This window comes from Epilithonimonas mollis (assembly GCF_900142325.1).
Lineage (GTDB): Bacteria > Bacteroidota > Bacteroidia > Flavobacteriales > Weeksellaceae > Epilithonimonas > Epilithonimonas mollis.
Map to the genome: position 1 here is coordinate 30,361 of NZ_FRAM01000006.1, position 21,148 is coordinate 51,508.

The 21,148-nt window shown below is 36.7% G+C and carries 16 protein-coding genes; 8 read left to right on the forward strand and 8 right to left on the reverse strand.

Translation table 11 applies throughout. From position 1 onward, the window contains the following. Positions 1-281: 281 nt before the first annotated feature. From BUA97_RS16490 to BUA97_RS16500, 3 genes are all read right to left on the reverse strand, one after another. Positions 282-1,001, reverse strand: a complete 720-nt coding sequence (locus BUA97_RS16490; protein ID WP_084081384.1) for a nucleotidyl transferase AbiEii/AbiGii toxin family protein — start codon at positions 999-1,001, stop codon at positions 282-284. Beyond that, complete coding sequence (locus BUA97_RS16495) at positions 998-1,723, reverse strand: DUF6088 family protein (protein WP_073000446.1); 726 nt, start codon at positions 1,721-1,723, stop codon at positions 998-1,000. The genes BUA97_RS16490 and BUA97_RS16495 overlap by 4 nt, the downstream gene beginning before the upstream one ends. Before the next feature lie 148 nt (positions 1,724-1,871). After that, on the reverse strand, positions 1,872-2,471 hold the full coding sequence (locus BUA97_RS16500) for a hypothetical protein (protein WP_073000456.1): 600 nt from the start codon (positions 2,469-2,471) through the stop codon (positions 1,872-1,874). 942 nt (positions 2,472-3,413) lie between these two features. Here BUA97_RS16500 and BUA97_RS16505 point away from each other — a divergent pair. Beyond that, complete coding sequence (locus tag BUA97_RS16505; RefSeq protein ID WP_175546226.1) at positions 3,414-3,662, forward strand: DUF3892 domain-containing protein; 249 nt, start codon at positions 3,414-3,416, stop codon at positions 3,660-3,662. 309 nt (positions 3,663-3,971) lie between these two features. Here BUA97_RS16505 and BUA97_RS16510 read toward each other — a convergent pair whose 3' ends face one another. Continuing rightward, positions 3,972-6,638: an NB-ARC domain-containing protein gene (locus tag BUA97_RS16510; RefSeq protein WP_073000463.1), complete on the reverse strand. Its 2,667-nt coding sequence runs from the start codon at positions 6,636-6,638 to the stop codon at positions 3,972-3,974. A gap of 101 nt (positions 6,639-6,739) precedes the next feature. Next, positions 6,740-7,021 (reverse strand): helix-turn-helix domain-containing protein, encoded by a 282-nt coding sequence (locus tag BUA97_RS16515; RefSeq protein ID WP_073000464.1) that lies wholly within the window; start codon positions 7,019-7,021, stop codon positions 6,740-6,742. Positions 7,022-7,765: 744 nt separating this feature from the next. On the opposite strand from BUA97_RS16515, the gene BUA97_RS16520 reads away from it, so the two are divergent. The 3 genes from BUA97_RS16520 to BUA97_RS16530 are packed head-to-tail and all read left to right on the forward strand — an operon-like array spanning position 7,766 to position 14,618. Beyond that, positions 7,766-10,774 (forward strand): SusC/RagA family TonB-linked outer membrane protein, encoded by a 3,009-nt coding sequence (locus BUA97_RS16520; RefSeq protein ID WP_073000468.1) that lies wholly within the window; start codon positions 7,766-7,768, stop codon positions 10,772-10,774. 3 nt (positions 10,775-10,777) lie between these two features. Continuing rightward, the gene (locus BUA97_RS16525; RefSeq protein ID WP_175546227.1) at positions 10,778-12,145 is read left to right on the forward strand and encodes a RagB/SusD family nutrient uptake outer membrane protein; all 1,368 of its coding nucleotides are present in this window, start codon (positions 10,778-10,780) and stop codon (positions 12,143-12,145) included. Beyond that, on the forward strand, positions 12,132-14,618 hold the full coding sequence (locus BUA97_RS16530) for an alpha/beta hydrolase family protein (RefSeq protein ID WP_084081380.1): 2,487 nt from the start codon (positions 12,132-12,134) through the stop codon (positions 14,616-14,618). The genes BUA97_RS16525 and BUA97_RS16530 overlap by 14 nt, the downstream gene beginning before the upstream one ends. Positions 14,619-14,653: 35 nt before the next feature. Here BUA97_RS16530 and BUA97_RS16535 read toward each other — a convergent pair whose 3' ends face one another. From BUA97_RS16535 to BUA97_RS16545, 3 genes are all read right to left on the reverse strand, one after another. After that, positions 14,654-14,935 carry a DUF6520 family protein gene (locus BUA97_RS16535; RefSeq protein ID WP_073000472.1) on the reverse strand — a complete coding sequence of 94 codons (282 nt, stop codon included), beginning with the start codon at positions 14,933-14,935 and terminating at the stop codon, positions 14,654-14,656. 82 nt (positions 14,936-15,017) lie between these two features. Then, the gene (locus BUA97_RS16540) at positions 15,018-16,499 is read right to left on the reverse strand and encodes a MauE/DoxX family redox-associated membrane protein (protein WP_073000473.1); all 1,482 of its coding nucleotides are present in this window, start codon (positions 16,497-16,499) and stop codon (positions 15,018-15,020) included. 215 nt (positions 16,500-16,714) lie between these two features. Further along, a complete protein-coding gene (locus tag BUA97_RS16545) occupies positions 16,715-16,918 on the reverse strand; it encodes a hypothetical protein (RefSeq protein ID WP_073000489.1) in 204 nt (67 codons plus the stop codon). Between the two features lie 259 nt (positions 16,919-17,177). Between BUA97_RS16545 and BUA97_RS16550 the strand changes: the two genes are divergently transcribed. The 4 genes from BUA97_RS16550 (at position 17,178) to BUA97_RS16565 (ending at position 20,932) form a co-directional block, all read left to right on the forward strand. Beyond that, positions 17,178-18,875 (forward strand): helix-turn-helix domain-containing protein, encoded by a 1,698-nt coding sequence (locus tag BUA97_RS16550; protein ID WP_073000492.1) that lies wholly within the window; start codon positions 17,178-17,180, stop codon positions 18,873-18,875. 64 nt (positions 18,876-18,939) lie between these two features. Next, positions 18,940-19,758, forward strand: coding sequence for an RteC domain-containing protein (locus tag BUA97_RS16555; RefSeq protein ID WP_175546228.1), 819 nt, complete (start codon positions 18,940-18,942; stop codon positions 19,756-19,758). Between the two features lie 232 nt (positions 19,759-19,990). After that, positions 19,991-20,242: a DUF3853 family protein gene (locus tag BUA97_RS16560; protein WP_073000498.1), complete on the forward strand. Its 252-nt coding sequence runs from the start codon at positions 19,991-19,993 to the stop codon at positions 20,240-20,242. A gap of 3 nt (positions 20,243-20,245) precedes the next feature. Further along, positions 20,246-20,932 carry a helix-turn-helix domain-containing protein gene (locus BUA97_RS16565; RefSeq protein ID WP_073000501.1) on the forward strand — a complete coding sequence of 229 codons (687 nt, stop codon included), beginning with the start codon at positions 20,246-20,248 and terminating at the stop codon, positions 20,930-20,932. The last annotated feature ends 216 nt before the right edge of the window (positions 20,933-21,148 follow it).

Consider the following 21,148-nt stretch of genomic DNA (forward strand, 5'->3'; position numbering starts at 1 on the left):
TTAACCAAAGGTTGAAAAAAAGTTATCATTTTTAAATGGGGCTAATTTAAAACTGTAAAAAAAAGTTACCATTAAAAATTTTAATAGCACACTCAGAAACGCTAATCATCATTTCTACTTAAATACCCAAATAAGAGGCTTTAAAGCGGTTTTTTTGACAAAACTAATTAATATAAAATTCTCATAATAACATCCTAAATTAACATATCATCATTTTTGAATGCTAGAAATGATGATATTATAACTATAAAATGATGATAAATTATGTTGTTTATATCGTTTTAGCCTTTACTTTTGGAATTACCGTTAAAGGGTTGTTGTAGTAGCTGGTGAAGATCATATGGATGTCTTATTTTATTTTTAAAATCCTGAATAGGATTTTCTGTATATGAAAATTTAACCAGGCTCATGATTTTTTCACAAATAGTTCTTGAAGGTTCAAGTACATTCATTTCGAATGCCTGTATTTCAAAATTGTTTACAGTCTCAAGCTGGTTTTCTCTTTCTAGTGTTTCTCCGATAAGTGATTGGATTTTCCTTTTGCTAAAGGGTTCATGATTTCCCAACCAGCTTGATTCTAATACGATAAAATCTCTGACTTGTCCAAAGTCGCCTTTAAATAGCTTAGTATAGGAATGAGCTGTTTTTCTATTCATTCCCATTTTTCTAGTTATTCCATCAATTTCAATTTCTGGAAGTTCATCCTCAATTGCTAGACTGACTTCTTTAAGTTTAGCTTTCATTCTACTATCTGTTTCATTTTCGTTTCTTAGGATAACTAAATCTATATCTTCTGAAAATCTTTCTATTAACTTGTAGCATTTAGAAAGTGCAGTGCCACCTTTGAATACGACATATTTTCCAATATTATTAAGATTGATTTTATATAAAGCCAATGTGACCCAGTAATCCTTTTCTACATAAATTGAGCGTATCTTCAATTTATCAGCTGTGAATCGTATAGCTTGTTCAAATAATTTTTTATTGTGATGTAAGTTCATATTAGATTCCATTTTTTTGATTGTTCTAAAATATTTCCAATTCCCATAAAATTATATTTTGTGATTGGATTCAGGGTTTTAAGAATACTGTTAGAATAGGTTTCCAAATGAAGTTCATCCAATAATGCTCCTAATAATGCTCGGGTAGAAGGTGGATACTTTTGAACCAGTCTTACCAATTGTTCTATATCTTTTATTTTATAATCAGAAGCTATAGATAGTAAACGTCCAATTGCTTTCTCATTTGAGGTGTCGGGAATTTTTTTAATGAATTTTAAACAATCTAGAAACTGTAAGTAGGGGATGTTTTCTTTGTTAATAACATTCGGTTGTTTGATGAAATTAATTATATATCTCTCTCTTCTTAAAAAGGGTCTTGTATTATTTTTTCCAATTTGTATGGTGTTGCTTACTTGAGACGTCAGACCCAAAGAATTGTAGATGCTATAACCGGTGAGATATCCAGTGATTTTATTATTTTCTTCTAGTAAATCTTTTACAATCTGATATTGATCTGGGAGTAATTCTCCAAATACAGTTGACTCTGGTTTATAAAATTTCCCCTTTGATATTTTTTTTATTTTGCCCTTTTCTGCTAATCTATTCAAAGCTTTTATAGCAGCTTCTTTGTTTTCCACCGATAGGGTAAAATCCTTATAGGTGAAAATATATCCCGTGGGTAATCTGTTAATCTTATCTTTAACTATATCAGATGTTTTCATCTATTAATATTTTTAACAAATATAATAAAATGTCCAGTTATTTACTAAAAAAACTGGACAAAATTAATGGGTTATTTGGAGTTTATTGGTAGTCACCGTACCTTTGTAACGTTAGTTACAAAGGTACGGTGACTACCTAATCTTCTACTTACTGGGCGATGAATTTTATAGAACTTACTATTTCAAAATCTGAAATCTTATAGTCATCATAAAAGAAAAGCCCATTAATATATCTCTTTATTGGATGGTATAAATCTTTAGGAAATAATCCATTTTGAATGGTCTTATAGTCATTGGCAACACTGAAGTATCCTCTGAATTTTCCTCTGCCATGTCTTAGAAAACCAATTCTGGTCAGATATCTTGTTATCTTATGTCTATTGAAATTAGGATCTTTATTATTGTCGGTAATTAAGAAATAGTCTTTAACATAAAATGTTCTAATATTACTTATTGCATTGCAACTATTATCTTTCCAAGTTTCTAAAGTAGGTTTCTGTATGTACGAAACATCATGAAGTTCACATTCTATTTTAATTACATCATTTAGACAAATGAAATAATCACCATCAACTAGTAAAGTTTTTTTGTGTAAGTAAATTCCAAATGCCATTTCGGAAATTTCTTTATCTGTATAATCAAGAATGTTTTTTGATTTTCCGTAAAGTTTATATGCTAATCCAGATGATTCAGAATTATTTTTAATTTTATCTAATTTAGATTTAGTTAGAATTTTGATTTCATTCATAGTATATAGTTTTTAATTTTTAAATATAATGATTTATAGGCCAATTATTCATGAAGTATGTACTTCTAAAAAATATCTACTCATTGACATTTTTTTGATCATCTCTATTAATTTCTCCATTTAAATTAAATGTGAAATCTCTCTCATCATCAGTAGAGTAGTTATTAAAATCCAAACTTTTGTCTGTATTTTTATAATAATTTGGTAACAAAAAAGTACAAATAGCATTTTAGGTTAATCACCATGATTTTTACTTCTCAACGTCTCAAATTTTTCTAAAAAAGTTTTCTTATCAATGAAAAACGTAGTATTACGTAATGAGATTGGTGTAAGTAGATTGCTAATTTTTTTAGTAAAGTCTTCTGTGTCTTTATGTGTGACCAAAATCAAATTCATATTCTAGTTTTCCAATGCCAAAACAGTTCTCAAGCTTAATTGATAATAATTTCATGGATTTTTAATTAAAAGTTGACAAGCAATAATAGTGATTTTATTAATTGTAAAAATGAGGTTTACCGTAATCAAAACAATTATTCTTTTTTCAAAAATAATCTAAAATTATCAAAGTACGCAAAATGATTGCGCACTTCAATAATATCTTTGTATTGTGAAAGTGAATAAGTTGCAAATACAAAAAAGGAGTTTGATATATTTTCAACTAAAAAATACGGCTTAAACAACCAGTTGCATATAGGTCACTTTACAATAGCACTAAGCCATTGCTATAAAAACAAAATGATGAATATTATTTGTTATGGCTTCGGATAGTTCATATCCGTAATGGAAAGTCCAATGAACACATTAATATCTCCGGACACAAAATAAATGAGAGGTGACCGGCCTGGATGAAAGAAGCCAGAAGAAATATTTTATATTATGAGTAAATTTTATGTTACAGCAATCAGAGAAGGAATTTATCCATCATTTATTACGCACGTTTTAGTGCATTCTCCATTATCGACAGGAAGACTTACTAAAGGTCGCATTTTAACTAAAAACGAAGTGATTGCTTCGATGCATCTAGGGCATACTTATTCCACAGCAACTTATAATTACCTTCGTGGCTCGTGGTCTGAGGGTGCAAACATTGGAACTGTAAGAGTAGGCTCAGTGCTATATTTAAGAACTGATAAAGATTCTACAGCAAGAGACAACCTTGGAAACTTGTTGTTAATAGATGAACTCAGATAGCAATCTGCGAAGTAAAATCAATAGAAAAGGCAAATTATTTTGCCTTCTCTATTTACAATCCATCTGGAACACTAATAGATTAATTTTCAAATTATCTGAAACTTCAGGCACTTAACTTAGCCAAAAAATTTACTCAGTTGAGGATATTTTTTACTATTCCCATAATCAACAAAAAAACCTAATCTTGTCAGGTTTCTTATTGTATTGTACTGTTAGAGTATAAAGACCTCAAAGAAATTATATAGCTAATAATAACTTTTCATCATGCCATAAGCATAATTTTTAAAATCATCGAAACATATTCTTTTTCTATTCTATAATTTTGATGTTCTTTGCACATTCTCCTAATGGATTTGTTCCGATTTCAAAGCTTACTAACTGACCATGTCTTAACGATTTCCAATCATTTCTATTTCTCACATCTATAAAATCATACATATTAGCATAGTATTTGGTCCTGTCTTCTTTTTCTAAGAAAACGAATGGTTTAGTTGCATTACCATGATTTCGACTTATCGTTCCAATGTGCTTCGAAGTATTAATTGAAGTTTCCTCTAAAAGATTACTGATAGAATAATCATCAAATTTTTCATAATATTTGTGGATTATTTTTGCTTTGATATTTGTTAAACTAATTTTATTATCATTATCTATAATAACATTTTTTAAATATTCTTGATTTTCTTGCAATGTTGTTAAAGGAATCATCTGAATACATGCGAGTATAGTTTCGCAAAAATTTTTGATCATTTTGGGATCTAAAATTTTTTTATTGTTACATTCTGTGTAAACTGTGATTGCTCGTTTGAAATGTCGTAGAGAATTATCATAATCCTTTTCAATTGTTGCATAACTTTGCCCCATATGATTGTACATTGAAATCAATTCCGTGTAAGCTATTCTTTCACTTTTAGAATCAAGCTTAGTTTCTAATAACTCTTTTAATTTTGCAATTCCAAAGTTATATTCTCTCTTAGAATTATAAATTCTGACAAATAGAAATGATACAGATGGATTTTCGACATTATCATTTTTTAACTTTTCTGCATATTCTAATGCCAAATCTGGATCTTCCATAGAGAATAAGAGAAACTGCGAATAGAAATATATTAATTTATGATTTTTTGGATCGATTTCTAGACCCAATTTGTAGTCATCTTCCGCACCTAATAAATCTCCGGAAGTAGCCTTTATAAAAGCACCTACCCTATAAGATTCAAAATGACTAGGTACAATATTCCGTGCTTCGGCAACCTTTTTTAATGCTTCCTCATAATTAGTTTTCCACGAAAAATGTAAAGCTTCTTCTAAAAATTTAGCAGCAATTTTTTCATTCGAATTTCTGTAAGTTATTGCATTAATTTCAAATGGATTAAAATTATTTATTTTTTTGAGCTGAGAAGCACTTAATGTCAAATCGCGTAGCTTGGTTGAGATTTTCTTTATAAATCTTATGTCAATTGTATAATTTTTAGTAAGAAAATCTTTTGCAAAATCAGAGATGTAATAATTTGTTTCCTCTATATTACCACCCTCAGTTATTTCGGAGCTAATCAATGTGGTTTTAAATAATTCTAACAAATATTTTCTTACATCTATAGGCTCTAATTCAGATAGGTATATTATCTCGGCTAATCTAAGCGTCTTTCTTGACGCTCTTATAGTATTTAAAATTTTTATAGCTCCATCACTTAATTTATCATATACATTTATAAGGCAAAAATTTAATAAATCTTCTTTATTATTTAGTACTTCAGATGGACTAATGCCTGCTTCAACTGTATTTACAAACCATTTTATAGCCAATGGATTATGATACAACTTTGTTGATATGTCAATTAAAGTTTCTTGAGGTAATGTTAGTAGTATCTCGCTGTCTCTTATTCTTGCAATTTCTCTAATCAATCTTGCCGATTCTGTATCCGAAAAACCTTTCAGTTTTCTTCTATATTCTAGCTCACCTAATCCAATTCTAGAAGTGATAATGATATTGCATCGCATTTGAGCTTCCCTGATAAAACTAATAACTTCTTCACTTTGAATAGTTTCTAAATTATCTATTATAAGAAGAGTTTTAAATAAAGTGAAATATTCTAAAATATCAGAGAGTTGTTCTTTTGTATTTTTCTCGAGTTTTAGGGTATCAGATATAACATCAACTAAACCAGTATAGTTTGTAATAGCATCATAAATTTCTTGTATACCCTTTGCTGTTAACATTGTTGTTTTAGCTGAAGTCCAAATAACTAATTCAAAGGGGCTGCTATTTCCCATATCTACAATATCATAAGCAATCTTTAATGCTAATGCAGTTTTGCCTATCCCGCCATCACCAATAATACTGACAACTTTATTTGAAAAAACTAATTTTTTTATATCATCTATATCATTCTTACGACCAATAAAACCAGTTTCGTCGAAGTCAGGTAATGGTAAGTTATGTATTACTTTTGTCTCGGGTGTTTGATATTCTAAAGATGGTAATGATAATGTTAACACATACGATGGATCATTTTCAATTTTCTTTCTAGTTTCTATTGTAGTAGGCCAATTAAAAGGATCTGTAGATTTTAATTCCGAAACAAAATTATATAGAGAGGTAAAATCGCCGCCAAGAAGTGGTCTTGTATGCATTACTCTATTTCTAATAGGCGTGAGATCTGAAAGATTTGAAAATATTTTTTTTAAATAGTCTGATTCATCTTTAGTTAGAAAAGCTTTGTTTTTATTGAGAATTGTAAATGTATCGCTAAAGTCAATATAATCTATAGCATCCTCCAGATTTAATAAAATGTCGACACCAGGGTTTTCTTTCAAAAATCTTTCATTCACTTTCTGGACTAAATCAGAATTTTGAAAAAAAGTTAAATCTGAGTTGTATGGAACTATTTTCTTAATTATTATAGATTTTAAATCGATTTCAATTCCATAAATTAAAGCAGCAAGCGTTAACCTCACTTCCGTGACTTTCGACATAGTAAATTTTAGTTTGAAATTATGATTAAAGATTAATATGTATATACATAAATATATTTAATAAAATAATAATGTTTTTTTTAATCGGAAAAAATATTTTTTCAGTGCTTATTTGATAGTTTAATATAGTTTTTCATATCAAAATCAAAGAGTTCTTGTATTGTGACATTAAGTTCTTTACATATTATAAGCAAGGTATCATATCGAGGATTGGTATGACCTCTTTCTAATTCACCAATTGTCTTTTTTGCATGTCCAGTTCTTAAACCCAATTCTTCTTGGGAGATAGGTTTATTAGTCTCAATATTTATAACTTTCTTTCTTAATTCAGAAATTCTATAACCGAGAGCTTTTTTAAAGTTATTAAGTTCAATTTCATTCATTAAGTGTAAAATTCCAAGTTTGGAGTTAAATTTTAGGATACATATAGGTATCCTTTTGTTATTTTTTATTATATTTGTAAAATAAGTTACTGCAATGTAACTTTGCGATACTTCAACGAAATATTAGAAGCTATTGCTTAGAATCTCAATTCGAAAACTGGTAATTTTAGTATACGAGATGGTAAGCAAGAAGCTCACGACCTAGGCGTGGGCTCTCTTATCTGTATACAAGGTATACCAGTACCCCGAATTGGATAATGTAGAGTTCCATGCCGTTTTCTTTTTATGCAGTTCTGTTTTTCTACATTGTCTTGTTAGATTCTAAGACGCTTACAACATAGGGTATCTGTTGGATACAATAGGGTGTACAACCTGTTGCGGCTGTTTTTAGGCTTACTTGGGAAACGTTATTTTTCATTCATATTAATTCAAGATGTGTTGTGGCAGAAGGCTTTTGCTACGTCTGTAGTTTGCTTTCTGCCTGGCATGTCGGGAATTGTTAGAGTTGGGGATTTTATGTTTTAATTCTTTATTAATTGAGATATTAAGTTATTTCTTTTTTATTTCATTCTCTTCTCTTTCTCTTCTCATTCTCTTTTGACAATATGAATTAAGGGTAATAGAGCGTAAAGCATAACGTAACCATTGGAAACAAAAGAGCCCTCCTTGCATTTGAGTTTATTGGAAGTGACACAATGCATTGGAGAGCCTTAGAATTTAACGAATTAAATCTATTTCAAAAGTATGAAAAAAAACTTTTGCGGCCTGGGTCATATCCAAATGGCTTTTGGCTTAACCTTGCTCGCTTCCGGCGTAGCAGTGGCACAGATGCGTGTTGTGACAGGCACTGTGACCGATCAGGGGAAACCTGTTTTAGGGGTTTCTGTATTTCAAAAGGGCAGTGATGCCGTAACAATGACCAATGAATCTGGGGTGTACCGGATACAGGTGTCAGGGGAGAACCCGAGCCTTGTGTTCCGTCATCCTGAATTTGGGGAACGGACGGTCTTTCTGGGAAGTAAGATCACGATTAATGTCTCATTCGGTAATGGGGAAAGTGAAATTGAAGAGGTGGTTCTGAATGCAGGGTATTATAAGGTGAAGGAACGGGAGAGTACCGGGAGTATTGCTAAAATAACATCGAAGGAAATTGAGAACCAACCGGTCAATAATGCCCTTGCAGCAATGCAGGGGAGATTGGCGGGGGTCAATATCATTCAGGGTTCTGGCATTGCGGGTGGTGGTTTCGACATACAGATTCGGGGCAGGAATAGTCTGAGGAACAATTCCAATGGTGCCATAGATGCCAATGTGCCTCTGTATATTATTGATGGCGTTCCGGTGTCGGCTGTTAACGAGTTCAAATCCAACCAGACAACTTCCATTTTGCCGTATCAGGACAGTAATCCGCTCAATGCCATCAATCCTGATGATATAGAAAGCATAGAGGTGCTCAAAGATGCAGATGCCACAGCAATTTATGGGAGTAAAGGAGCCAATGGGGTGGTCTTGGTGACCACAAAGAAAGGAAGATCAGGCAAGACGGAGGTACTGATCAATAATGCCTATGGGCTGGGTTCAGCTCCCAGACTGCCGAAGATGATGAACCTCTCGCAGTATCTGCAGGTGCGCAGGGATGCGTTTGCCAATGATGGCATCACCCAGTATCCCGCAACGTCATTCGATGTCAACGGCACCTGGGATTTGAAGAAGGAGACCGATTGGCAAAGATATTTTATTGGCAATACCTCAGAACGTTCTACTTCTAGAGTACAGATTTCCGGAGGCAGCAGAAATACCCGTTTTATGATAAGTGGTGGTCATGATGAAGAGACCACAACCTTTCCGGGGTCTTACCGATATAAGAGAAATACCTTTGGAGCGAACCTGAATCACGAAACGGAGAACAAAAAACTCAGGATCAGTTGGAGTGCTTATTATACGCAGCAGAACAATGTTCTGCCGCCTACAGATTTTAGCAGGGTGTACAGGCTGGCACCCAATGCGCCCGACTTGTTTTCTCCCGATGGCTCTATCAATTGGGCCAACAAGACGTTTGCCAACCCTATGGCAGAGGCCTCTCAGGTGTATAAGACAAAAGGGGAGCAGCTCCTCAGCAATCTCAACCTGAGTTATGCCATTACTAAAGATTTGCAGATAAGCCTTAACGGCGGTTATTCTAGAAACACAACAGAAGAAAAAAGATTGTACCCCAAAACATTTTATAATCCCGAGTTCAATATAGGGAGCGAGCGGTCGGCGTTGAGCATTGCGACACCGCAGCAGTCGAATTGGATATTGGAGCCTCAGCTTAATTATAATACCAAATGGGGGAAGCATAAGATTGATGTGCTGATAGGAGGGACTTTTCAGGATCAGTCCACAGAAAATAAGGTCCTGAATGCCAGTAATTTTCCATCGGATGATCTCATAGAAGATATTTCTTCGGCTGCAGCTTTGAAAGTGATGAGCTCAGGTTCTTCGAATTATAGATACCAGGCAGTGTATGGGAGGCTCAACTACCAGTTCAATTCCAGATATATCCTGAATGTAACGGGTAGGAGAGATGGTTCCAGCAGGTTCGGCGACAACAGGCGTTATGCCAACTTTTCGGCATTGGGAGCAGCTTGGCTGTTTTCAAAGGAGGGTTTCTTGAAGGATGTCAGCTGGCTGAGCTTTGGTAAGTTGAGGTTCAGTTACGGGTCTGCAGGGAGTGATCTCATTGGCAACTATCAGTTTTATGATACGTACTTGATTGCTTCAACGGTATATGACGGGACTTCCGGCATGAACCCAAGCAGGCTCTACAATCCGAATTTCAGTTGGGAAAAGACCCTTAAGCTTGAAGCGGCTTTGGAAGTGAGCTTGTTCAAAGACCGCATCAATCTTGTGATTAACAGATACCGAAACAGGTCTTCGGATCAGTTGGTAGGAGTTCCGCTATCAACGGTAACTGGTTTTAACTCTTATCAGGGGAATATGGCGGCAACGGTGGAAAATTCAGGTTGGGAGTTCTCCCTGCAATCGCAGAATATCAAGAACAAAGACTTTAGTTGGGAGTCTTCGTTTAATCTGTCATTGCCTAAAAATAAGCTGATCTCGTTCCCCAATTTGGAAACTTCAACATACGCAAGTAGTCTGATGGTGGGTTATTCTACCAATATCCGCAAATACTACCATTACTTGGGGGTAGATCCCACAACGGGATTATACCAGTTCGAGGATAAAAACGGAGATGGTAAACTCGATGTTAATGATAGGACGGTGATAAAAGAAATAGGACCTTTATGGTTTGGAGGGATCACGAACAATTTGAGGTACATGGGCTTCGAACTGAGTGTTTTATTGCAATTCAGCAAGCAGTCGCAGTTCAACCAGTTGTCAATGGCGCGCTTACTGGGTAATATGGGCAATCTTCCTGCTGAATTCTTGGATTACTGGACACCGGATAATCCCAACGCCAAATACCAGAGGCCGACCACGGGTGCTAACCCTGTCGCAACTGCGGCGGCAAATAATTATTTGAACAGCGATGCCTCAGTGTCTGATATTTTTGCCATGAAACTCAAAAATGTGTCGTTAAGGTATAACATCCCTAATGGTTTATTAGGGACACTGCGGGCTTCTGTATATCTGGAAGGGCAGAACATAGTCACGGTTTCCAACTTCAAAGGCTCCGATCCGGATTATATTCTGGCAGATTTTCTTCCGCCGCTTCGTGTGATTTCAATAGGTACAACCATAAAATTTTAAATGATGTTAAAAAAAATATTTTTATTGATCTCTGTAAGTGTCATAACATCTTGCAGTGATTTCTTAAATGTCGACCTTCCAAAGGATCAGTTGACAAAAGATCTGGTGTTCAACGATGATAATCTGGCGAGGTCTGCAATGGCGGGTGTTTACAGATCATTGGAGACCGGTGGTTTTTTATTCGGCGGAGCGTCGGGAGGCGGTGTGTATTTGGGCTGCTATTCGGATGAACTGGTAGCATATAACACGACTTCGTCAGAATATCAGTTGTACAATATGGATGTTAACGCCCGCTCATCAATGGTTAAAAATTTATGGCAGACATCGTTCAACCAGATATACAGTATCAACAGTATTATAGACGGTCTGGAGAATTCTGCGGGTGTTTCAGCAGCCGTTAAAAAACAGCTGAGGGGCGAAGCACTTTTCCTGAGGGCATTGCTGCATCTTTATCTTGCAGGCACTTACGATAGAATTCCATATGTGACATCCATCAGTTATGAGCTCAATCAGTCCATTTCTAGCCAGCCGATCGATGCTGTCTTGTCAGCAGCCAGAAAAGATGTGGAAGAAGCCTTGTCCCTTCTGCCGGATAATGCGGCAAGGGGACTTAGGATAAGACCAACGAAAGCCGCGGCCTATGCATTATTGGCTCGTGTTGCACTTTATCAGAAAGATTGGCAAAATGCCGTCTTGTATTCCTCAAAGATCATTGCTGATCCAGCTTATACCTTGGAGCCGGACGTGAAAACTGTATTTCTCAAAGAGGGCAGGAGTGTGATTTGGGCATTTGAACCGCCCGTAGCTTTAGGCAATACCAGAGAAGCGATCACCTACATTTTATTGGGTGCACCGCCATCCACCATATCTTTATCGCCGTCATTGGTTGCTGCATTTAGTACAGGGGATAAAAGAGCATTAGCATGGATAGGGACGATCAGAGATTCTGGCAATAGACCTTACTACTATGCCTACAAGTACAAACAGAACAAACCGGCTGGTACGCCTAAAGAGTGTTCTGTTGTTCTTCGCGCAGAAGAACAGTATCTGATAAGGGCGGAGGCTTACGCTCAATTAGGGGAACAAGCTAAGGCCTTGCAGGATATTAATGTGATCAGACAACGGGCGGGGATTCCACTCTATACCACATTGGATAAGCAGCTGATATTGGATGAAATATCAAAAGAGAAAAAACTGGAGTTTTTTACGGAATATGGATTGAGGTTTTTTGATCTGAAAAGAACGGGAAGAATACAGGCTGTTATGGTTGATGCGAAACCTAACTGGACTTCCAAATTTCAAAACTTCCCCATCCCCGAAAGTGAATTGCTGTTAAACCCTAAACTAGGTCCGCAAAATGAGGGTTTTTAGACTTTTGATAGTATGGTTAATGCTTTTGACCGGGACGCTTTACGATTCACAAATTACAGCGGACATTGTTTCGAGGGTAAAAGAGGAATACAAGGCATATGGGCATTCGGCTGTTTTGGAGATCAGTGAGGATTTGGAATGGTACGTATTGAATACTGAAAAAGGAGGCCGTTCACGTTCCGAATTATATTCAATACACAATGACATCCCCACGATTTTACCGGAAGCCTTCTGGTTTAAGTTCTTGAGCAAAAGATGGCTGATAGCGCCGCTTAAGAATGGAAAGACCTATTGTCGGAATCTTGAGACGAACAAAGAAAGCCGGTTGGATGGTAGTTTCAAAGGATTTGCGATATCGGATAACAGATTATTGATGGTCAATAACAAATCAGGAAATATGATGATATTGGACAGTGGTCTCAGCATATTATGGGAAAGCGGTACAGTGGAGGTCTATGATGTGAATGAGCAGGATAAGAGTATGGTGTTTTTACAGAACAATACATTGATCGATCTCGATATTCTGACATTGAGGAAAAAAGAGATGCCTGTCAAAGAGAAATTCTCATGGATAAGAAGCTCAAACAATAGGATTTGGACATTAGATGATCGGTTGAGGCTTTCTGTGGGATATAAGGGGGATTCGAAGATCAAAACAATAGATCTGGAATTACCGCCGCATCTGGAGGTTTTTCAGAAAGATGGTTGGCAGGCAGATATTAGGGAAGATAGATACTTGCTCTTGCCGGTGGCTCAGAGAAAAAAAGAGAATAAAGAACTGGCGGACATATTCTACACATCACTCAGTTACCAATACCGCAAAAAGATGAAGCAATGGGCTGTCTGTGATATACAGGAAAAAAAATGGCAATATCTGCCAAGAGAAGGGGATTGGTACAGAACTCAAAAATTCATAAGCGATTCTGATTTTATAAGCTATGATGTGGTCAGTAAGAATTATGATACCATTGGCACGCCTAAAGTGGATATACAGTTACACATAGATTGGGGCAGGAGAGAAAAACATTTGAAAAGCCCGAACACAGAGCGGTCACATTTCTTTTATCACAAAGGCTTGGGAAGATTGCTTTTCTTTGATAAGGGCAGATGGATGATAGAAGATGTGGAAAAGGGAATGGTTCTTCCTGTCAGGATGCCGGAAAGTACTAATTTTCTGAATGATAAGGAAAGCGGTCTCACAGATGAACCTTGGGATAAAGTGGAGTTGATTAATGATGAGACCGTGATTCTTACAGAGGAATATGACTTGTACAGCTTTAACCTGCGAACCTCTGTCTTAAAAAAACTGACAGACGGACGGGCAAAGAACAGACAATACCGGCTGATAAAAGAAAAAGACTTTTCAGAGGCTTCAGATTGGGTCACAAATAAAAGGAAATGCCAAGGTCAAAGTTTAATGGTGCAGTTTTTTGATAGGTCAGATTTTTATTCGGGTGTTGCGCTGATTACAGCTGATGGAAAAGAAAAATGGCAGGTAAAGGAAGAGGCTTATATCAAAAATGCGAAGAGACTTAAGAACAAAGTATTTTACACGTCATCTTTTTATAACAAACCGCTTAAAATTAGTTTGGTAGATTCTGGCAGGTCTGGGTTGATTAGAGAAAATACGACGGAAGCTGAGACAAACGCCTTTCGCTACAGCATCTTTCAATACCCTGATGCGGATGGTGTTTTATTGGATGCTGTACTATTGTACCCCAAAAACTATAAAAGTGGAGAGAAATTTCCTATGGTGGTCGAGGTATATGAGAACAAGAGCAGGGCTATTACTAATAATAAACTCCCGAAACTCAATGATGGTCTGGGCTTCAACCATATGCATTATGTACATCAGGATTACTTCGTGTTACTGCCACAGGTCGGTTTTAAAGTTGGAGATCTCGAAAATTCGGTCACCTCCTCTGTGACGAATGTAATGCAGGAAGTTCTGAAGCTAAAAGATATTGATAAGGATAGGATTGGTTTGATTGGCGGTTCATTTGGTGGATATGAGGTGACGATGCTCATGGGGAAAACCAAATTATTTAAAACAGCAATAGCGGGGGTTCCTGTGGTGGACTTGCCGAGCTCTTATCTGACTTTTGGGAAAATGCGGAACCAACCGGAATATTGGAGGGTAGAAAAACATCAATTGAGAATGGGCAAAAACCTTTTTGACAATTGGGATTCCTATCTATCGAATTCTCCGGTGTATCATATGAAAAATATAGACGAGCCGATGTTGATATGGATAGGAAAAGATGACGATAATGTAAATCCTGATCAGGGAAGGTCTTTTTTTATTGGACTAAAACGCTTGCAGAAAAAGGCCGTTTTGTTAGAATATCCAAAGCAGGGACACAACATTACTGACCCCTTAGCAGCAGAAGATCTTAATATCAAGGTCTGGCAGTGGTTTGATTATTTTCTCAAAGATAATCCCCCTGCAGATTGGATTCGTCCAATGCTTTAAAAGAAACAGTCTCCATTTTGGAGACTGTCTTTTTGTTAATTTCTTTGTTGGTACAACGGGATATTGCAGGTTCCCGTTTCATCTAGTCCGAATACCTGGACCGCTCCCGGTTCCATTGGGTCAACATTGCCAATGGTACATACTTCGCCGGAGCTGGCATTACATTCTGAAACCTTTTCGCAGGAATTGGTCAGAACATTGTGGATGTATCCGTCATCTACAAATTTTTTGCTATCGTTATGTTTTGTGTTTTGGATAGCAAAAGCACTTCCTCCTCCGATCAGGATCACGAAGAAAGGTAAAATTGATTTTTTCATAATAAAAATGATTTATAAATTGGTTTTGCCTACTCTCTTTTACAGGTTTTCGGCTTTTCCTGCTTCTGCTGGCCTGCAGAAGTTATCGCGTACGCTGATATCGTATCAATTGGTTACCGCTAAGAATATAGAGATGTTTGGATGTTACCAGTAAACTCCTCATTTTATCCTGCCCTTCACGGTTGATATAGAAGCTGTATTGGTAGGTAGCAGTAGGATAGTGGTAAACATCTATAATACTGGAGTTTTGCCACATTTTTACAGATTCATGCTGCCCTCTGAGATTAGATTCATTATATAACAGGTTTTTATATGCAGCTTGATTTTGGTTGACCTTAAATGGCGGGGATTTTAATTTCACGCTGCCGTCTCTTAGTGTTACAATATCTAGTTTGGCGTGGCTTACGGTGTCAATAGTTCGGCCTTTTCCGGTTAATCTTAGGGTAGAATCCATAATTCTGTATTCATTACGGTAGAAATAGGTATAAATGATGTTCTGGTTGAAACTGTCCATAATGAAATTACCATCTGTATCGAAGATCCCGTCTATTTGTTTTTCTAAAAAACTGTCGTTGAGTTTTACCGCATTATTATTTCGAGTAGATAGCGATCCCATTACAGTTTCCCTGGTCTTACTGCTTTGCGCTCGGAAAATATAAAGATGTGGGCGTACCATAATTGCTTTTGAAAAATAGGCTTTCCTGTACATGGCGAGGCTGGCAGTCAAATTGGGCAGTATTCCTTCGAATATAACGGGTGTGTATCCGTCACTTAAGTTGTAATGGGGATATTGCACTTGGAGTTTAACTTCCCTGAACGGCAACGAGGCATTGTCAATATGGAGTGTATCTGTTAAAAGCTTGTCAAAGCCTGGATTGACCTGCCCGATCAGTAAAGGCGCAGTTCTGTTACCTAAAAATATAGTGTCTCCATGCTGTCCTGCAAAATAATAAGAATTGACACCTAGATCTATCTTTTGAGGATTTCTGATAGCGTGGGGGATAAAACGTCTTGTAAAATTGTTCTCCTTTTTGATGATGTATTCTGAGGAATAAAAAAGATAAATCACCAATATGGAACTGATTGCACCCATAACCATCAATAAAAAGCCCCGCTTTAACAAAGTTTTTTCATCTCTGTTCTTTTCTCTTTGTTCTTTTTTCTGAATTAAAATAGCAAATCCTGCCAGTATTACAGACCCGATATTAAAAATCAAATGTTCTGTCCAGCCCATCTTTTCCAGGATGCCGCCACAGGAGCAAGGTATAAAATCACTAAAATTGAGGATAAGATAGATATACACTGTAAAGGCTGACATAATTCCGAATGAAGCATATAGCCCGATTAATCTGAATTTTGGTACTGATAGCAGAATGGCAATGACCATCTCCGAAATAATGACGGCGTAAGGGATGTAATTGGCGTATGCACTAAGTAATGGGGACTGTGCTATCTGAATCTGAAAATTTTCGAAATCCAGCATTTTGCTTACGCCAGCATATACAAACAATAATATAAAAAAATAGCTTGACAATAGCGGAATATTTGAGGATAGCTTTTTCATAGAATCAGTGTAATAGTAAGTTGAACGTTTATCCAGGTTGTAGCAGACGCCAAATGGTTTTTTGGTTACCGTATAATGGCATTATTGTTCCCTTACTAATAGGGCAGGTGGTCTTAAAATTCCCCATACTTTCCCAAATCCCGCTCACAGGACATGGTAAGTCTGAATTGCACGTGATGGTAGTTGTATGAGGAATCATAGGAATATAATTATTGTTATTGGTGTTTCCAATCCTGTCCGTCTTTTACCGGAGGGTCAGGGTCGACAGGTTGTACCGATCGGGATCCGGCAGAATCAGTCTCTGCCTTTTTACTGACGGCATGATTACGCTGATCGTTCTCAACCTCATCCTGAGGTCTGCAATGCTGAAGCATTATGGCACTCAAAGCCAAAAATGGATAAAGGATAACTTTTTTCATTGTTTTTTCATTTGTGATTATCCCGGCCGTTCAAATCGATTCTGTGATTCAAAAGTAGAAGTGTGCGAATAATGAAAAAAAACTTTGTGGGAGGGCTTCATTAACCAAGACGTCGTATTTCATCAATTACGACAGATACAATTTCTTGGAAAAGCTTTATTAATGAGAGGTATGCCTGTAATGAGTATGTAAGGACTGGCTATTGCCTTTTAGTGGGGTTTTGAAACGTTTTTTTTGCTAAATTTGGTAGGATACGATTATGAAAAAGTTTAAAAAGCAATTCATTGTTCTGGTTCTTCTGCTTTTCATCAGACTGTCTTCTCAGCAAATCGACGGTCCGTCATTCGATGATATCCGGTCACAGTATCAAAATCTTCCAAAAAATGATATCCGTGCACTTCCTTATGTGAGTGATTACATCAGAAAAGCAAAAAAAGCAGCAGACTTTAAAGCTTTGACACAGGGCTACAGGGATGCTGTCCTTTATATACCCGATGAAAAAATGAAGCTGGTTTATTCCGACAGTATGATCTATGCAGCCGAAAAGTCAAGGGATAATTCACTTCTTACTTTAGCATATCTGGGTAAGGGGATCATCTATTATTTTAATTATAAAAAATTTGAGCCGGCATTGGATCAGTACCTGAAAGCGTATGATTATTCCAAGAAAACCGAGGACTTATATCTGAAATATAAGGTGATTTACCACCTGGGAGTGGTTAAAAGTTATCTCGGCTATTATCAGGATGCGGCTAAGCACTTCAGCAATTGCCTTAGCTTTTTTGAAAAGGAAAGTCAAAAACGCAAGCATCAGAATGAAATTTATAACTACAAGAGGGGGTACTACAATTCTCTGCATCAGATCATCATCTGCTACAGGAATCTTAACCGGCAGCATTTGTCGGACAGTTTGCTCACCCTAGGTATAGAAAAAATTAACAGGGAATCTGAGTTTTCCTTGGAACGAAGTTACCTTTTAAAATGCCGTGGGATCTCCGGTTTTAAGAACCGCAATTACCGCAGTGCGGTCATTGATTTTGAAACGGCCTTGCCAGAACTTGAGAAGAAAGATTTTTCTTATGCCTCTGTTGTTTATTTTTATCTTGGTCAGTGCCTGATGGTAACAGACGAGAGAAAAGGCGTTGAAAAGCTTCAGAAGGTGGATTCCGTTTTTCGGAAGCATGGCTTTATTCTCCCGGAACTGAGACAGAATTTTGAGATTCTGATTAATTATTACAGGAAGAAAGCAGATATTGGCAAAGAATTGTATTATACGAATCAGCTGCTTAAGGTCGATAAGGCATTAGCAAAAGATTTTACTTATTTATCCTCCAGAATTCATAAGGAGTATGATACCAAAGATCTTTTGGAGAAAAAGGAATTCCTGAAAAGGAAAAGTACTTTAAGGCTTTACCTGCTGATTGTTATATCCTTGCTGGCCATTATTCTGATAATGTTTCTGACCTGGCGGTATTATAGGGAGCGGAACATCCGGCTTAGATATGAAAGGCTTCAGGAACGGCTACTCGGACATTCTGAATGCCCTGAAATCAAGGATAAAGCAGAAGAAGCGAAAAAGATAACTGCACTTTCACCGGAGCTTATCAGGGAACTATCGGAAAAGATCAGGAAATTTGAGGCTAGCAGAGGATTCACAAAAACAGGCCTGACACAACATGATCTGGCGTCTCAGTTAGGTACTAATTACAAGTACCTTTCTATTTACATTAATGAGATCAAAGGGGTCAATTTCAAAAACTATCTGAACAGGCTTCGGATAGATTATATCACAGAATTGCTTAATAATGACAGAAAGTACCTGAACTATACGACTGAAGCCCTCGCTGAAGAATGTGGCGTTGCTACACGGCAGAGCTTTTCAGATTTGTTTCAGGAAATCAACGGCATCCGTCCCCAGGATTACATCCGCCAGCGAAAACAGGAGATCAGAAAGTAGCATTTTACCTATTTTTTGTATCTTATCTGAAAAGGACATGGTAAGTAAGATTTTTTTTAAAAATGTGCAGAAAGATTACAAAGACCTTCTTGAGGTCCTGGAACGCATTAATCAGAGTGAAGACAACATCCTGTTAAAAGCTGAAAGCTGCCTGTTGGAGATTGATGCAGCTATCAGGAAACTGAAAGAGCAGGTAAGGAAACACCGGTTTGATTCGATGGCTGACGAGGTTTACTTTTTTAAGAAACTAAAGCCCTGTTTTGTTGCTGAATTTCTGTTCTATCATGGTATTCTGGATCTAGAGTCCGGCAAGCCCCATCGGGGGAAAAAGTTTCTGTATAAATATTATATGGAGACGGTCAGAAAACTGGAATCCCAATACGATGACGACAGGCATTTTTACAATTATTATATCAGGGGTGCCAGCTATCTTGATCAGAAATATTTTGTCCGGTATTCCTATGACCTGAAAATGCAGTTACCACAACTGTTGTACAGTTTTGATGATCAGTTCACCACATCGCATGATTTTAACGTGGCCAGGTTTATGGCCAACGAAAAACTAGTGGCTTATATCAATACACAAATTGAAGGGCTGGAAAATCAGCAGATTCATCAGTTCGTTTCAAAAAAGCTGGAATGGTCGTCTTCAAAAGTCAATCTGGTTGAGCTGATCTATGCTATTCATATCAGCAGGTGCTTTAATTCAGGTACGCTGGAACTGAAGGAAACGATCAGAGTATTTGAAAACCTGTGTAATGTCGATCTCCATAATTTTCATAAGATCTTAACTGAAATAAAATACCGGAAACACAACAGGACAAAGTTTTTGAATTTCCTGGAGAAGAACCTGAATCAGTATTTTACGGACAGTGATGAGTGAAAAAATGCCGAAATGTATTGTGGGTTATCCACATTGTTTTTAGAAATGCTCTACGCATAAGGTTTATAAAGGAATCTTTCGGTACTACCGCGGAGGTATTGAAAAAGTCCGGGTCGTATGGTTCAATTTTGTTCAGTAAAGTTCAGTTGAGTATACGGCCAGGATTTGCTGTGCCTGAAATGTCGTAGTACGATGCGCAAACTTTTCTATGTTAACCTAAACACAAAAAAATATGAATAACATTGATCCTAAAACACCGATATGGCAGCTTACTGTTGAAGAATTTATGACTATTTCAAAAGGATTTGGTCCTGAAAAAAAGTATGAGTATGGTCTGAAAGGTCTGGCGAAGATACTGGGCTGTTCCGTTTCAAAGGCTTCGGAGGTCAAATCTTCAGGTATCCTGGATGATGCCATTATTCAGAACCGTAATATCATCATTATCGATAAAGAAAAAGCTCTGAAGTTGTTCGCCAAGAAATAAGATATGTATTATCTTGAGCTGATTGATAGGTTTTGGGCTTTTAATGAGAGCGTTAAATTAAGTCCATCTTCTACCACTTTATACTTTTACCTGCTGAAGAGGGCTCAGCATTTTAATCATTACCAGTTTGCAGTATCCGATATTGAGCTTGGTAAACAGCTGAACTTGAACAGGGCGACCATAAAAAAAGCCAAAGAGAAACTTAGGGATTGTGGCTTGATCAGTTTTGAGATGGTTAGTGGTTCACCCTGCAGGTATAGGCTTCTGGTCGATTATCCACTTGAATTAGAAAAATCGAAATTGGTAGGGGAGTTTCCAATGACATCAGAATTGGTTAAAAAGGAAGATAATGTGAAGTTGCCTTTAGTGCAGGAATCTTTGACAGATGATAAAGTAATATCTGAGAATTCAGTTATAGTTATGGAGTGTTTAGATATTTCTAAAAATATGCCTGAACTTGCTGATTTTTTAGAATATGCTAAAAGTCTGGAATCATATAAACCTGAAATGGATCCTCTGATTTTGGGAAAATACCGCAGCTGGAAGGAGAGTAGCTGGAAAAACTCATCGGGAAGATATATTACCAATTGGCGGGCGTCCTTAAAAAATATTCTACCTTTTCTCAATCCCGGAAATGCGGATGGATTAACTTCAATCAGCGAGATTCCGATGATAAGGCGTCCTGACTGACAATAAATTCCACCGAAAATAGAGAAAAGCTCAATAGTTTTCAGGTTTCCATGTCATATCTGACTAAATATGGATTTACAATATAAAGCCTTTTCTCCTTTGCACTAAGAATGTAATATATTCAGTGATCTGTAATTTACTTTTTAATCATTTCCGAATTGTAGTGACCATTTTTTGGAGTTAATATTGTTGCTGCCGCAATGAAAAGTCATTGTT

Coding starts and splice junctions, on each gene's coding strand:
- BUA97_RS16490 (WP_084081384.1), bottom strand. CDS start 1,001: ATGAACTTACATCACAATAAAAAATTATTTGAACAAGCTATACGATTC.
- BUA97_RS16495 (WP_073000446.1), bottom strand. CDS start 1,723: ATGAAAACATCTGATATAGTTAAAGATAAGATTAACAGATTACCCACG.
- BUA97_RS16500 (WP_073000456.1), bottom strand. CDS start 2,471: ATGAATGAAATCAAAATTCTAACTAAATCTAAATTAGATAAAATTAAA.
- BUA97_RS16510 (WP_073000463.1), bottom strand. CDS start 6,638: ATGTCGAAAGTCACGGAAGTGAGGTTAACGCTTGCTGCTTTAATTTAT.
- BUA97_RS16515 (WP_073000464.1), bottom strand. CDS start 7,021: ATGAATGAAATTGAACTTAATAACTTTAAAAAAGCTCTCGGTTATAGA.
- BUA97_RS16520 (WP_073000468.1), top strand. CDS start 7,766: ATGAAAAAAAACTTTTGCGGCCTGGGTCATATCCAAATGGCTTTTGGC.
- BUA97_RS16525 (WP_175546227.1), top strand. CDS start 10,778: ATGTTAAAAAAAATATTTTTATTGATCTCTGTAAGTGTCATAACATCT.
- BUA97_RS16530 (WP_084081380.1), top strand. CDS start 12,132: ATGAGGGTTTTTAGACTTTTGATAGTATGGTTAATGCTTTTGACCGGG.
- BUA97_RS16535 (WP_073000472.1), bottom strand. CDS start 14,935: ATGAAAAAATCAATTTTACCTTTCTTCGTGATCCTGATCGGAGGAGGA.
- BUA97_RS16540 (WP_073000473.1), bottom strand. CDS start 16,499: ATGAAAAAGCTATCCTCAAATATTCCGCTATTGTCAAGCTATTTTTTT.
- BUA97_RS16545 (WP_073000489.1), bottom strand. CDS start 16,918: ATGAAAAAAGTTATCCTTTATCCATTTTTGGCTTTGAGTGCCATAATG.
- BUA97_RS16550 (WP_073000492.1), top strand. CDS start 17,178: ATGAAAAAGTTTAAAAAGCAATTCATTGTTCTGGTTCTTCTGCTTTTC.
- BUA97_RS16560 (WP_073000498.1), top strand. CDS start 19,991: ATGAATAACATTGATCCTAAAACACCGATATGGCAGCTTACTGTTGAA.
- BUA97_RS16565 (WP_073000501.1), top strand. CDS start 20,246: ATGTATTATCTTGAGCTGATTGATAGGTTTTGGGCTTTTAATGAGAGC.